Source organism: Mesorhizobium sp. (genome assembly GCF_004962245.1).
Taxonomy (GTDB): Bacteria; Pseudomonadota; Alphaproteobacteria; order Rhizobiales; family Rhizobiaceae; genus Mesorhizobium.
On sequence record NZ_SUHQ01000007.1, the window covers coordinates 97,216 to 110,155 of the forward strand.

The 12,940-nt window shown below is 63.9% G+C and carries 12 protein-coding genes and 1 other RNA gene; 12 read left to right on the forward strand and 1 reads right to left on the reverse strand.

From position 1 onward, the window contains the following. Positions 1–25 precede the first annotated feature (25 nt). The 3 genes from rnpB (at position 26) to E5X88_RS33635 (ending at position 1,185) form a co-directional block, all read left to right on the forward strand. An RNA gene (gene rnpB / locus E5X88_RS09670) (RNase P RNA component class A) lies at positions 26–423 on the forward strand. Positions 424–602: 179 nt separating this feature from the next. After that, positions 603–878 carry a type II toxin-antitoxin system ParD family antitoxin gene (locus tag E5X88_RS09675; protein WP_123151966.1) on the forward strand — a complete coding sequence of 92 codons (276 nt, stop codon included), beginning with the start codon at positions 603–605 and terminating at the stop codon, positions 876–878. 127 nt (positions 879–1,005) lie between these two features. Next, positions 1,006–1,185 carry a type II toxin-antitoxin system RelE/ParE family toxin gene (locus tag E5X88_RS33635; RefSeq protein ID WP_366929932.1) on the forward strand — a complete coding sequence of 60 codons (180 nt, stop codon included), beginning with the start codon at positions 1,006–1,008 and terminating at the stop codon, positions 1,183–1,185. Here E5X88_RS33635 and E5X88_RS09685 read toward each other — a convergent pair. Continuing rightward, the gene (locus E5X88_RS09685; RefSeq protein ID WP_292160724.1) at positions 1,182–2,297 is read right to left on the reverse strand and encodes a cystathionine gamma-lyase; all 1,116 of its coding nucleotides are present in this window, start codon (positions 2,295–2,297) and stop codon (positions 1,182–1,184) included. The two genes, E5X88_RS33635 and E5X88_RS09685, sit on opposite strands and share 4 nt — an antisense overlap. A 407-nt stretch (positions 2,298–2,704) precedes the next feature. On the opposite strand from E5X88_RS09685, the gene mraZ reads away from it, so the two are divergent. From mraZ to ftsW, 9 genes are read left to right on the forward strand one after another with little or no spacing between them, the layout of a single operon-like run. Then, positions 2,705–3,163 (forward strand): division/cell wall cluster transcriptional repressor MraZ, encoded by a 459-nt coding sequence (gene mraZ / locus E5X88_RS09690; RefSeq protein ID WP_292160726.1) that lies wholly within the window; start codon positions 2,705–2,707, stop codon positions 3,161–3,163. Continuing rightward, a complete protein-coding gene (gene rsmH, locus E5X88_RS09695; RefSeq protein WP_292160728.1) occupies positions 3,160–4,191 on the forward strand; it encodes a 16S rRNA (cytosine(1402)-N(4))-methyltransferase RsmH in 1,032 nt (343 codons plus the stop codon). Before mraZ ends, rsmH begins: the two co-directional genes overlap by 4 nt. A 4-nt stretch (positions 4,192–4,195) precedes the next feature. Beyond that, on the forward strand, positions 4,196–4,591 hold the full coding sequence (locus E5X88_RS09700) for a hypothetical protein (RefSeq protein WP_292160730.1): 396 nt from the start codon (positions 4,196–4,198) through the stop codon (positions 4,589–4,591). Further along, complete coding sequence (locus E5X88_RS09705; protein WP_292160733.1) at positions 4,588–6,330, forward strand: penicillin-binding protein 2; 1,743 nt, start codon at positions 4,588–4,590, stop codon at positions 6,328–6,330. The genes E5X88_RS09700 and E5X88_RS09705 overlap by 4 nt, the downstream gene beginning before the upstream one ends. A gap of 54 nt (positions 6,331–6,384) precedes the next feature. Further along, positions 6,385–7,839, forward strand: a complete 1,455-nt coding sequence (locus tag E5X88_RS09710) for a UDP-N-acetylmuramoyl-L-alanyl-D-glutamate--2,6-diaminopimelate ligase (protein WP_292160735.1) — start codon at positions 6,385–6,387, stop codon at positions 7,837–7,839. Further along, positions 7,836–9,269: a UDP-N-acetylmuramoylalanyl-D-glutamyl-2,6-diaminopimelate--D-alanyl-D-alanine ligase gene (locus E5X88_RS09715; RefSeq protein WP_292160738.1), complete on the forward strand. Its 1,434-nt coding sequence runs from the start codon at positions 7,836–7,838 to the stop codon at positions 9,267–9,269. The genes E5X88_RS09710 and E5X88_RS09715 overlap by 4 nt, the downstream gene beginning before the upstream one ends. 24 nt (positions 9,270–9,293) lie before the next feature. Next, positions 9,294–10,376: a phospho-N-acetylmuramoyl-pentapeptide-transferase gene (mraY, locus tag E5X88_RS09720; RefSeq protein WP_126042941.1), complete on the forward strand. Its 1,083-nt coding sequence runs from the start codon at positions 9,294–9,296 to the stop codon at positions 10,374–10,376. Between the two features lie 8 nt (positions 10,377–10,384). Next, positions 10,385–11,788, forward strand: coding sequence for a UDP-N-acetylmuramoyl-L-alanine--D-glutamate ligase (gene murD / locus E5X88_RS09725; protein ID WP_292160743.1), 1,404 nt, complete (start codon positions 10,385–10,387; stop codon positions 11,786–11,788). Beyond that, positions 11,788–12,939: a putative lipid II flippase FtsW gene (ftsW, locus tag E5X88_RS09730; protein ID WP_292160746.1), complete on the forward strand. Its 1,152-nt coding sequence runs from the start codon at positions 11,788–11,790 to the stop codon at positions 12,937–12,939. The genes murD and ftsW overlap by 1 nt, the downstream gene beginning before the upstream one ends. Position 12,940 lies beyond the last annotated feature (1 nt).

Sequence of the window (12,940 nt, forward strand, 5' to 3'; positions counted from 1 at the left end):
GACGTGAACCCCTTTATACGCCTTGCCAGCTGGCCGGGCGGCCGCACCCGCGAAGCCGAAAGGCTGCGGGTGAGGAAAGTCCGGGCTCCATGGAGACACGGTGCCGGTTAATGGCCGGCGGGGGCGACCCCAGGGAAAGTGCCACAGAAAGCAAACCGCCACGGTCTACCGTGGCAAGGGTGAAAGGGTGGGGTAAGAGCCCACCGCGCGACTGGCAACAGGAGCGGCACGGTAAACCCCACCGGGAGCAAGACCGAATAGGGACGGTGCGAGGGGAAACCCTCGGGGGCTGTTTCCGGCCCACCGTCCGGGTAGGTTGCGTGAGGCGCATGGCAACATGCGCCCAAGATGAATGGCCGCCACGTTCTCGCCCCGCAAGGGGCGAGGGCCATACAGAACCCGGCTTACAGGCCAGCTGGCAATTTCTTCCAGATTCTCCAAGGAAATTCCCTGATATCAGCAGGTTGCGTCTTCGGGCGCGCCTGCGGATTCAGGTGTTTCTGAAACTGAATCAGCTTTGCTGGGCTGTGGGAGGATAAGCGCTTCTTGCACTGTGGTGCGATTAAATCGTACCACAGTGTGGGAAATATCAGGAGCGCATCATGGGCCAGGTCGACAAACGCAGCATCACGCTTTCGCCCGAACTGGCGGCGGCGGTCGACGACGTGGTTGCCGCCGGCGAATACGCTTCGGCGAGCGAGGTGATCCGCGATGCACTCAGGCAATGGAAGGACCGGCGCGATCTGCACGGCTACACGGTCGAGGAGTTGCGCAAACTGGTGCAGGAGGGGATCGACAGCGGGCCGGGGCGGTTTGCGTCGATCGACGAAATCAAGGCCGAAGCGCGCAGACGATTGAAATCCGACAACGCGGCATGAATTTGCTGCCCATCATCCGAACTGCAAATGCGGAAGAGGATTTGATCGCGGTCTGGCTTCATATTGCGCGAGACGACGAGGCTGCGGCGGACGGCTGCTCGATCGGATCGAAGCCCGCTGGCAGCAACTGGCAACTTATCCTTTCTCAGGCGCGTCGCGGGAAGACATCGCGCCCGGCATCCGCCATCTGGTGGTCGGTGAATATCTCACCTTGTACCGTGTCGGCGAGGATTCGGTCGAAATCCTGCGCGTGCTGCATGGCCGGCGCAGGATCGAAGCAGACGATCTGGCTGATCGGCCCGCTTAGGCGCTTACCCCATCCAGCGCTGCCTCGATCGCCCGCCAAAGCTCTTCCACCGGCTCGCAGCCGACCGACAGGCGAACGAAGCCGGGCGGAACCGCGTCCCCTCTTTTCGCCCGCCGTTCGGCGGAGGTGTGGACGCCGCCGAAGGACGTCGCCGCCTGCATCAATGCGCAGCTGTTGATGAAATCCTCCGCCTTGTCCTCCGAGGCGAGCACAAACGAGATGAGAAAGCCGAAGCGCTCCATCTGGGCGCGGGCGAGATTGTGCGAAGGGTCGCTTTCCAGACCCGGAAAGCGCAAACCGCTGACCACCTGATGGTCCTTCAGCCGCCGCGCTATCACTTCGGCGGAAGCGCACATCCGGTCGAAACGAACCTCCAGCGTTTCGAGGCCGCGATGCACCAGCCATGCTTCGAACGGGCCAGGAATGGAGCCTGAGGTCTCACGCCAGCCCGACACGGCGGCGATGATGTCCGCATTGCGGCTGGCGACATGGCCGAACAGGACGTCGGAATGGCCATTGGGTGCCTTGGTGTCGGCGGCAACAACAATGTCGGCGCCGAGATCGAGCGGGCGCTGACCGAAGGGCGTCATCGTCGTGTTGTCGACCGCAAGGATTGCGCCCACCTTGTGCACGGCTTCGGCGACGGCGGCAATGTCGCAGAGATCCAATCCTGGATTGGCGGGCGTCTCGACGAAGGCCAGTCGATATCCATCGAAGCCGCCATCGAGGAAGGTCGATGTCGGCCGGAGATCGTAGGTGACACCGAATGGTTTGAGGAAGCGTTCTGCCAGCGCTCGCGTGGTGTGATAGCCGTCCGACGGCAGCAGAATACGGTCGCCGGCTTTGAGCAGCCCGAAAAAAACCGCCGAGATCGCAGCCATTCCCGAAGGAAAGGCGACGCATGGTGCGCCTTCCAGATGTGCCAGCATATGCTCGACCGCGTCCCAGGTTGGATTGCTGAAGCGGCCGTATTGATTGAAGCCTTCGGCGTCGCCGGGCGCGTGAAAAATGGCGGCCATGGTCAAGGGCAACGGAATTGGATCGCCCTTGGCAAGCCTGCCTCGGCGCAGGTGGGGAAGGGCCGCGGCGCGTGACCTGGCTGTGTCGGGCATGGATTTCAACCTTGTTTCTGAACCGAGAACGGACGGGCCGACGCTATGCGTGGCGGCGATCCGCGGCAAGCCGCTCCGGTTGGGCCAAACAGCTCTAAACGCTTCGTTAGGCTTAATAGACGATAAAGATGGGAGTGCCGTCAAAGCTGCTCTCACCGGTGTTGGCGCGCGCGTTTGTGAAGCCTGTTCCCGTTGACGCCCATAGTGCCCCATGATATCCCATACCGATATTCAAGCCTTCGTTCCGCGTCAGGGTGAAGCGTACGCCAATCGGGCAGCCGCGGCGGCTGCGCGTTTGCCGGTTTTCGCCTCTCAGAACGAAGTGAGTTTTGGACAGGGGCCGCGCCGCGGCGGCGCGGATGGGAAGATGCAGAGGGGTGCGGCGGCGCAAGCGGCCGTAACGCGTAATGGACCGGTTTCTGTCAAGCGCGGTGAACAAGGTCGATGCGAAGGGGCGGGTGTCCGTTCCGGCGCATTTCCGTGCGGTTGTGCAGAAACGCGGCTATTCGGAACTTTATGGGCTGCGCTGCCTGGATCGTCCGGCGATGGATGTCGGCGGGCTCGACCTGCTCGACCGTTACGAGCAGCGCATTGCGCAAGAAGATCCTTTCCTGCAGACGGCGGACGACATGTCGTTCTTCTGCCACGGCGACGGAGCCTTCCTGAAGCTCGACCAGGACGGTCGCATCACGATGACCGATTTCATCCGCGAGCACACGGGCATTTCCGCGGAAGTGGCTTTTGTCGGTCGGGGCAATTTCTTTCAGATCTGGGAACCTGGACGGCTCACCGCCTATGGGGCGGAAGCACGCGCCCGGCTTTTGCAGCTTCGGCAGGGGACGAAGCCTGGGGAGCGACCGGAATGATGGCGGGCTACGGCGATGACCCTCACGCCGTTGGCGGACCGGCCCGTCACATTCCGGTCCTCCTTGCCGAAGTGCTGGAGGCGCTTTCACCCAAAGCCGGCGAGGTTATCGTCGACGGCACCTTCGGCGCCGGCGGCTACACCAAAGCCATTCTGGCAAGCGGCGCCTTGGTTGTCGCCATCGACCGCGATCCGGATGCGATCGCTGCGGGTCGTGCCCTCGAACAACAGGCGGGCGGCAAGCTCAGGCTCGTTCAGGCGCCGTTCTCGACATTGGACGAGCATGTCGAAAGCGCCGACGGCGTCGTGCTCGACATCGGCGTGTCCTCCATGCAGATCGACGAGGCGGAGCGCGGCTTTTCGTTCCGCGCCGATGGGCCGCTCGACATGCGCATGGCGCAAGCGGGCCTGAGCGCCGCCGATGTCGTCAACAGCTTCAAGGTGGGAGACCTTGCCCGCATCTTCGGGTTTCTCGGCGAAGAGCGCCATGCCGGTCGCATCGCCCGCATGATCGAAAGCCGTCGTGAAAAACGTCCGTTCGAGCGCACGCTCGACCTTGCCGACGCCATCGAGACGCATGTCGGCCGCGCGCCGAAGGACAAGATCCATCCGGCGACCCGCGTGTTCCAGGCGCTGCGCATTTTCGTCAATGACGAACTCGGCGAACTGGCCAAAGCGCTGTTTGCGGCTGAACGCGTGCTGAAACCGGGCGGACGGCTGGCCGTGGTGACGTTCCACTCCCTGGAAGACCGCATCGTCAAACGCTTCATCGCCGATCGTGCCGATGCGGCGACCGGATCGCGGCACCTGCCCGAGGCGCAGGCGCGCACCGCCACCTTCAAAAAAGCAGGCGGCGGCGTGACGCCCGATGAGGCCGAGATATCGGCCAATCCGCGCGCGCGCTCGGCAAGGCTGCGCACTGCTGTCCGCACAGAGGCGCCGGCGCGCGCCGGCGACTTTTCGATTTTCGGGCTTCCAAAACTTCCTGACCCAAAGCTTCCCGGTGTCAACCGACCGGGAGAGAGGTGAGCACGTGTTTCGTACCAGCGACATAGTCCTTATCGCCGTCATGGTTTCGGCTGCGGCCCTGACCTACAAGACCAAGCGCGAGGCCGAGGAACAATTGGCCGCGGTGCACAAGCTCCAGGCGCAGATCCGCTATGAGGAGGACACAATCGACCTCCTGAAGGCGGACTGGAGCCTGCTTACCCAGCCGTCGCGCCTGCAAAAGTTGGCCGAGATCTACAAATCGCAGCTCCAACTCGAGCCGGTCAACGCTCGCCAGATCATCGGGCTGGACGATCTGCCGGCAAAACCCGTCACCATCGAGGACCTTTCGTCCCAGCGGCTGGGCGGCATGGCCGACAATTCTGGCGAAGGACCTTTGGGCGGCAAGGACCCCGTGGTGACCGGAGGCATCGTCCAATGATCGCCAAACTTCCATCGATCGCCAGACTTCCATCGATCGCCAGACTGCTGAAGAGCCGCGCCAAGTCGGAAGACGGATCGATTGTGGTCGAAGGCGCCCGCAAGGCCACCGGCGGCAAGGGCAGGACGCGCATCGTGATGACGATGGCGGTTTTCTTCGGTATCTATTCGACCATCACCGGGCGGCTGGTCTATCTGGGTTTCCAGAACCCCGACCTGTCCGGCGGCCCGCAGAGCCGGGTGACGGCGTCACGGCCCGATATCGTCGACCGCAACGGTGAAGTGCTGGCGACGGACATCAAGACGGCGTCTCTGTTTGCCGAACCGCGCCGCATCGTCGACGCCGACGAGGCGATCGAAAAGCTGGCGATGGTGCTTCCCGAAATCGACTACGAGCAGACCTACCATAAGCTGAAGAGCGGCGCCGGCTTCGTCTGGCTGCAGCGGCAACTGACGCCCAAGCAACAATCGGATATCATGCAGCTCGGCATTCCCGGCTTCGGCTTCCGCACCGAAAAGCGCCGTTTCTATCCGGCTGGCGAAACCTCGTCCTACATTGTCGGTCTCACCAACATCGACAACAAGGGCATCTCCGGCATGGAGAAATATATCGACGAACAGGGGCTGAGCGACCTTCAGGCGTCGGGCCTTGCGGTGGCCAAGGATCTGAAGCCGGTGCGGCTCTCGATCGACCTGCGCGTCCAGCACATCGTGCGTGACGAGGTCGCCACCGGCATGGAGAAATACCGCGCGATCGCGGCGGGCGCCGTCGTTCTTAACATCAAGACCGGCGAAGTGATGGCGATGGCCTCGGTTCCCGATTTCGATCCGAACAATCCCTACAATGCGCAGGACAAGGACCGCTTGAACCGCATGTCTGCCGGCCTCTATGAAATGGGTTCGACCTTGAAGAGCTTCACTACCGCCATGGCGCTCGATTCCGGCAAGGTGACGCTGGAAAGCCGTTTCGACGCTTCGCGCCCGATCAGGATCGGCCGTCAGACCATCCATGATTTTCATGGCAAGGCCCGGGTGCTGTCGGTGCCGGAAGTGTTCATCTACTCGTCCAACATCGGTTCGGCCAAGGAAGCCGAAGCGGTTGGCATCCAGGGGCATCGCGAATTCCTGCATCGCCTGGGGATCCTCGAGAGGATGCAGACGGAACTGCCCGAGGTCGCCCGCCCGACCGAGCCCAAAGTCTGGAAACAGGTCCATTCGATCACCATCGCTTTCGGTCACGGTGTATCGACGACGCCGCTGCAGACGGCAGTCGGCTGCGCCGCGCTGCTGAACGGCGGCTATCTGATCCAGCCGACATTCCTGAAGCGCGCGCAGGAACAGGCGATGGCGGTGGCCAAGAAGGTGGTCAGCGACAAGACCGTCGAAAGCATGCGCTATCTCTACGCACTGAATGCCGAGAAAGGGTCAGGCAGGAACGCCAGGGTTCCGGGCTATCGCGTCGGCGGCAAGACGGGAACGGCCGAGAAGGTTGTCAACGGCCGCTACTCAAAGGACAAGAATTTCAACGCCTTCGTCGCGGCTTTCCCGATGGACGACCCGCAATACGTCGTGCTTACGATCGCCGACGAACCGAAGCCGGAAAAACCCGGCATGGGTGCGACGGCCGCCTCGAATGCAGGCGTCATGGCCGCGAACATCATCCGACGTTCAGCTTCCATGCTTGGCGTAAAGCCAGATTTCAGCCATGAAAATGGCGCAACGCTGGTTTCCTATCAGTGATTCTTAGGGCGCGCCGGCAACTGCGCGCTATTTTGTTGTGATGAACGGGGTTCGATGAAGCTGAAAGATCTAGCCGGTATCCTGCCTGTCGAGGGAACAGCTCCCTTTGATACGGAGGTTACCGGGATTTCGTCGGATTCCCGCCAGGTGAGACCGGGCGTGGTCTTCTTCGCGCTCACTGGCACCAGGGCGGATGGCGCGACCTATGCCGCCGATGCCGCCAAACGCGGCGCAGCAGCGATCGTGGCCGGCAAGGGCAGCGCCGTCGCCGGCCTGCCGGTGCCGGTTCTCGCGGTCGAGGATCCGCGCCTTGCGCTGGCGCTGAGTGCTGCCCGCTACTTCGGCGGGCAACCGCAAACCATGGTCGCGGTGACCGGCACCAGCGGCAAGACATCGGTTGCGGCCTTCACCAGGCAGATCTGGGAACAGTCAGGCTTTGCCGCCGCTTCGATCGGCACGACAGGTGTGGTGGCGCCGGGTCGCAACGAATATGGCTCGCTGACCACCCCCGACCCGGTCGATCTGCACAGGCTGCTGAGGGAACTGGCGGATGCCGGCGTCACCCACGCATCGATGGAGGCCTCCAGTCACGGCCTCGATCAGCGCCGGCTCGACGGCGTGAAGCTAGCGGCCGGCGGTTTCACCAATCTCGGCCGCGATCACATGGATTATCATCCGACGGTCGAGGAGTATCATCGCGCCAAGCTGCGCCTGTTCGACACGCTGCTGCCGAAGGGTGCGCCAGCCGTGATCTTTGCCGACGATCCGTGGTCGGAGCCGACGATCCGGGCGGCGAGGGCGGCGGGGCTGGACGTGCTGACAGTCGGCCGTCATGGCGCGTTCCTGAGACTGAAGCGGGTCGAGCACGAGCGCCACCGCCAGCGTGCCGAGGTGGAAGTCGATGGCGTCCTCCACGAGGTCGATCTGCCGCTGGCCGGCGATTTCCAGATCGCCAATGCCCTGGTTTCGGCGGGCCTCGCCACCGCCACTGGAACGCCTGCAGCCAAAGCCTTGATAGCGTTGGAGAAATTGAAGGGCGCGCCGGGCCGGCTCGACCTCGTTGGGACGACATCCAACGGTGCGCCGGTCTATGTCGATTACGCGCACAAGCCGGACGCGCTGGAAAACGTGTTGGCCTCGGTACGGCCATTCACCACCGGTCGCGTCATCGTCGTGTTCGGCTGCGGCGGCGACCGCGACCGCGGCAAGCGTCCCATCATGGGCGAGATCGCTACGCGGCTCGCCGATGTCGTTATCGTTACCGACGACAATCCGCGCTCGGAAGTGCCCGAAACGATCCGCGCCGCGATCCTTGCCGCCGCACCCGGCGCCATCGAGATCGGCGACCGCCGCAGGGCGATCCACGAAGCAGTCGCCATGCTCCATGCCGGCGACACGCTGATCGTGGCCGGCAAGGGCCATGAGGAAGGCCAGACCATCGGCGCCGAGACGCTGCATTTTTCCGACCATGAGGAGGTCCGCTCCGCGCTCCAGGAGCATGCCGCATGAGTTTCCTGTGGACCTCCGAGGATCTCGTCGCCGCCATGGGCGGACGGCCGCTCGGTTCGATGCCTGAGGGCATTTCCGGCATCTCGATCGACAGCCGCAGCCTTCAGCCGGGCGACGCGTTCTTCGCCATCAAGGGCGAGGCGATGGATGGCCATGATTTCGCGACCGCCGCCATCAAGGCCGGCGCCGGCGTGCTGGTCGTCGCCGAGGGCAAGCTGCCGTCGCTCGGGCGGCTGACGGCGCCGATGATCGTCGTGCAGGACGTGCTGGCCGCGCTGGAAAAGCTGGGGCTGGCCGCCCGCGCGCGCTCGAACGCCAGGATCATCGCGGTGACCGGTTCGGCGGGCAAGACCACCACCAAGGAAGCGCTGCGCCATGTGTTGTCCGCGGTCGGCAAGGTGCACGCGTCGGCCCAGTCTTTCAACAACCACTGGGGCGTGCCACTGACGCTGGCGCGGATGCCGGCGGATTGCGACTATGCCGTCTTCGAGATCGGCATGAACCATCCGGACGAGATCCGGCCGCTGGTCAAGATGGTCCGGCCGCATGTCGCCCTTGTCACGCTGATCGCGGCGGCACATCTCGGCTTCTTCCGCAACCTCGACGAAATCGCCAAGGCCAAGGCCGAGATTTTCGAGGGGCTGGAACCGGACGGTGCCGTCCTTCTCAACCGCGACGATCCGCGCTGGAAGCTTCTGGACAAGATGGCGAGAGCCGCCGGCGTCGAGCACATTTACGGGTTTGGCGAGAACGCCCGTGCGACCTTCAAATTGCTCAAATGCGCGCTGCATGCCGATCATTCCGTCATCACCACCAAGATCGGCGGACAGGAGATCACCGCCAGGGTCGGCGCGCCGGGCCGACATATGGTGCAGAATGTGCTGGCCGTGCTGGGCGCCGCGCACCTGGTCGGCGCCGACATCGCCAGGGTGGCGCTGGCGCTCGCCGATCTTTCGGCGGAGCGCGGCCGCGGCAAGCGCCATGTGCTGCGGCATCCGAAAGGTCCGATCACGCTGATCGACGAGAGCTACAACGCCAATCCGGCGTCGATGAGCGCCGCAATGGCGCTGCTCAACGCGACGCCGGTGTCGGGCGAAGGCAGGCGCATCGCCGTGCTCGGCGACATGCTCGAACTCGGCGACCACTCGGCGAAGCTGCATGCGGCACTTGCCGGTCTCATCGTCGGCACCGACACGCGCACGGTCTTCCTCGCCGGCCCGGAAATGCGGGCGCTGGCCGATGTCCTGCCCGACGAGATCAGGACGGAGTATCGCCCCAGTGCCGAGGATCTGAAGCTGGTTCTTCTATCGGCGCTGAGGCCTGGCGATGTGGTGATGATCAAATCGTCGAAAGGCATCGGGTTTTCCAAGCTGGTCGACGCATTGCTCGGCAAATTTCCGGCCGTAACCACAACCGCCAAACAGACCTAGAGCCAGGTCCGGGGACCGCATCGCATGTTCACACTGCTCGTCGAATTCGCGGACAAGATCTCGGTCTTCAACGTCTTTCGCTACATAACCTTCCGCACCGGCGGCGCTCTGATCACCGCGGCGCTGATCGTTTTCATCTTCGGGCCGGCCATCATCAATTCGCTGAGGCTGCGGCAGGGCAAGGGCCAGCCGATCCGTGCCGACGGGCCGCAGACGCATTTCAAGAAAGCCGGCACGCCGACCATGGGCGGGCTGATGATCCTGTGCGGCATCGTTGGCTCGTCGCTTTTGTGGGCGAACCTGTCCAGCATCTATGTCTGGGTGGTGCTGCTGGTGACCCTGGGTTTCGGCTCTATCGGCTTCTACGACGATTATCTCAAGGTGACGAAGCAATCGCATCTCGGCTTTTCGGGCAAGGCGCGGCTGGGGCTTGAATTCGTCATCGCCGGCATCGCCGCCTGGGTGATCATGCACAACGGCCAGGCGCCGTTCTCGTCGTCACTGACTTTCCCTTTCGCCAAGGAATTTCTCATCAACCTCGGCTGGTTCTTCATCCCGTTCTCCTGCTTCGTCATCGTCGGCGCCGGCAATGCCGTGAACCTGACCGATGGCCTCGACGGGCTGGCGATCGTGCCGATCATGATCGCGGCCGCGTCCTTCGGCGTCATCGCCTACCTCTCCGGCAATGCGGTGTTCGCCGAATATCTGCAGATCCATTTCGTGCCCGGCACCGGCGAACTGGCGGTGGTCCTCGGCGCGGTGATCGGTGCCGGCCTCGGTTTCCTGTGGTTCAACGCACCGCCGGCGGCGATCTTCATGGGCGATACCGGCTCGCTGGCCTTGGGCGGCCTGATCGGCACCGTCGCGGTCGCCACCAAGCATGAGATCGTGCTGGTCATCGTCGGCGGCCTGTTCGTCGTCGAGATCCTGTCGGTCATCATCCAGGTCGGCTACTTCAAGATGACCGGCAAGCGCGTGTTCCTGATGGCGCCGATCCACCATCATTTCGAAAAGCTCGGCTGGACCGAAAGCCAGGTGGTGATCCGCTTCTGGATCATCGCCGTCATCCTGGCGCTGGTCGGCCTGTCGACCCTGAAGCTCAGATAGGAGGCCGCTTGATCCCCGCCGCATCTTTCGCAGGCAAGCGCGTTTCGCTCTTCGGGCTCGGCGGCTCGGGGGTCGCCACGGCGCGTGCGCTGATCGAGGGCGGAGCGGACGTGCTGGCCTGGGACGACAATCCCGACAGCGTCGCCAAGGCCGAGGCCGTTGGCATCGCGACCGGCGACCTGCGTGGCGCCGACTGGGCGAAGTTCTCGGCCTTCGTGCTGTCGCCCGGCGTGCCTTTGACGCATCCGAAGCCGCACTGGACAGTGGAACTCGCGCGCGCTTCAGGCGTCGAGATCATCGGCGACATCGAACTGTTCTGCCGCGAACGGACCTTGCTGGCGCCGGCAGCACCCTTCATCGCCATCACCGGGACCAACGGCAAATCGACGACCACGGCGCTGACGGCGCATATCCTGAAATCGGCCGGACGCGACACGCAGATGGGCGGCAATATCGGCCGCGCGGTGATGACGCTCGATCCGCCGGAGCCCGGGCGGCACTATGTCGTGGAGTGCTCGTCCTACCAGATAGACCTCGCGCCCTCGATCAATCCGACCGCCGGCGTCCTTCTCAACCTGACGCCCGACCACCTCGACCGCCACGGCACGATGCAGCACTACGCCGCGATCAAGGAACGTCTGGCGGCCGGCAGCGAAACCGCCATCGTCGGTGTCGACGATTCCTGGTGCGCCCAGGCCGCCGACCGGTTGGAGCGGGCAGGCCAGCACGTCATCCGCATTTCCAAGCGCCTGCCGCTGACCGACGGCTATTTCGCCGACGGTACCGATCTGATGGAAGCGGTGCATGGACGTTACAGTCGCGTTGCCTTTCTGGAAGGCATCGGCTCGCTGCGGGGCCAGCACAATGCACAGAATGCGCTGGCCGCCGTCGCTGCCTGCCTCAAGGTCGGGCTCGATCTGGGCGAGATCCAGTCGGGGCTGGAGAGCTTTCCCGGGCTGGCGCACCGCATGGAGCAGGTCGGCCGCAAGGGCCATGTGCTGTTCATCAACGATTCCAAGGCGACCAACGCCGATGCGGCAGCGCCCGCACTGTCCAGCTTTGCGCGCATCTATTGGATCGCCGGCGGGTTGCCGAAGGAGGGCGGCATCGAGCCGTTGCGCGGCCTCTTTCCGCGCATCGCCAAGGCCTATTTGATCGGCGAGGCCGCACCAGCCTTCTCGGCGACGCTCGGCGAGGCGGTGCCTTACGAGATCTCCGGCACGCTGGCCGCGGCAGTCGAACACGCGGCGAGCGACGCGGCGAGCGATGATGGTAACGGCGAGGTGGTGGTGCTGCTTTCGCCTGCCTGCGCCAGTTTCGACCAGTTCAAGAATTTCGAAGTGCGCGGCGAAGCCTTCAGGCAGGCCGCGAGCGCTATTGATGGCGTGAAGCCCATCGGAGGGACACGATAATGCAAAGCCGTCTCGACAAAAGCCCGGTTGCCACCTGGTGGTGGACGGTCGATCGCTGGTTCCTGGCTGCGTTCCTGTCGCTGATGGGGCTCGGCATCGTGCTGTCCTTCGCGGCGAGCCCGGCGGTGGCCCAGCGCATCGGCCTCGACAGTTTCCACTTCGCCACACGCCAGATCATCTTCACCATCCCCGCCCTTGGCGTGATGCTGGCCGTTTCCTTCCTGGAATCCCGGCAGATCAGACGCATGGCCCTGGTCATGCTGTGCATCATGCTGGTGCTGATGGTGGCGGTTCTTTACATCGGCGTCGAGGTGAAGGGCGCGCGGCGCTGGGTGTCGCTCGCCGGCGTGTCGATCCAGCCGTCGGAATTCCTGAAGCCGGCCTTCGTCGTCATCTGCGCCTGGCTGTTTGCCGAGCACAGGCGCCAGCCCGACATTCCGGGCAATCTGTTCGCCATGCTGCTGCTGGCCCTCGTCATCTCGCTGCTGGTGGCGCAGCCGGATTTCGGCCAGACCATGCTGGTGCTCGGCACCTGGGGGGTGATGTTCTTCATGGCCGGGTTGCCATGGCTGTGGATCATCGCGCTGGGCGCTGTCGGCATTGGCGGCGTGTTTGCCGCCTATACGGTGTTTCCGCACGTCGCCGGCCGCATCGACCGCTTCATGACCGGCGAAGGCGACACGTTCCAGGTCGACATGGGCCGCGATGCGCTGATCAACGGCGGCTGGTTCGGCGTCGGGCCGGGCGAGGGCACCGTCAAGCGGGTCATACCCGACAGCCATGCCGATTTCGTCTTCTCGGTCGCCGGCGAGGAATTCGGACTGATCATGTGCTTCTTCATCATGACCATCTTCGCCTTCATCGTGCTGCGCGGGCTCAGCACCGCACTCAAGGAGCAGGACGACTTCACACGCTATGCGGTTGGCGGCCTGGTCACGGTCTTCGGTCTGCAGTCGGTCATCAACATGGCCGTCAATCTGCAGCTGATGCCAGCCAAGGGCATGACCTTGCCGTTCATCTCCTATGGCGGCTCCTCGCAGATCGCCATTGCCATCTCCATGGGCATGGTGCTGGCGCTGACACGAAGGCGGCCGGAAAAGCGCAAGCAGTTGGGCTTCGCACCGTCGCAGCGCGCCATGGTGGCGGAGTGAG

What these genes read in the sequence shown, in the direction of transcription:
- E5X88_RS09675 (WP_123151966.1), top strand. Translation starts at nt 603, where the DNA reads ATGGGCCAGGTCGACAAACGCAGCATCACGCTTTCGCCCGAACTGGCG.
- E5X88_RS09685 (WP_292160724.1), bottom strand. Translation starts at nt 2,297, where the DNA reads ATGCCCGACACAGCCAGGTCACGCGCCGCGGCCCTTCCCCACCTGCGC.
- mraZ (WP_292160726.1), top strand. Translation starts at nt 2,705, where the DNA reads ATGGACCGGTTTCTGTCAAGCGCGGTGAACAAGGTCGATGCGAAGGGG.
- rsmH (WP_292160728.1), top strand. Translation starts at nt 3,160, where the DNA reads ATGATGGCGGGCTACGGCGATGACCCTCACGCCGTTGGCGGACCGGCC.
- E5X88_RS09705 (WP_292160733.1), top strand. Translation starts at nt 4,588, where the DNA reads ATGATCGCCAAACTTCCATCGATCGCCAGACTTCCATCGATCGCCAGA.
- E5X88_RS09710 (WP_292160735.1), top strand. Translation starts at nt 6,385, where the DNA reads ATGAAGCTGAAAGATCTAGCCGGTATCCTGCCTGTCGAGGGAACAGCT.
- E5X88_RS09715 (WP_292160738.1), top strand. Translation starts at nt 7,836, where the DNA reads ATGAGTTTCCTGTGGACCTCCGAGGATCTCGTCGCCGCCATGGGCGGA.
- mraY (WP_126042941.1), top strand. Translation starts at nt 9,294, where the DNA reads ATGTTCACACTGCTCGTCGAATTCGCGGACAAGATCTCGGTCTTCAAC.
- ftsW (WP_292160746.1), top strand. Translation starts at nt 11,788, where the DNA reads ATGCAAAGCCGTCTCGACAAAAGCCCGGTTGCCACCTGGTGGTGGACG.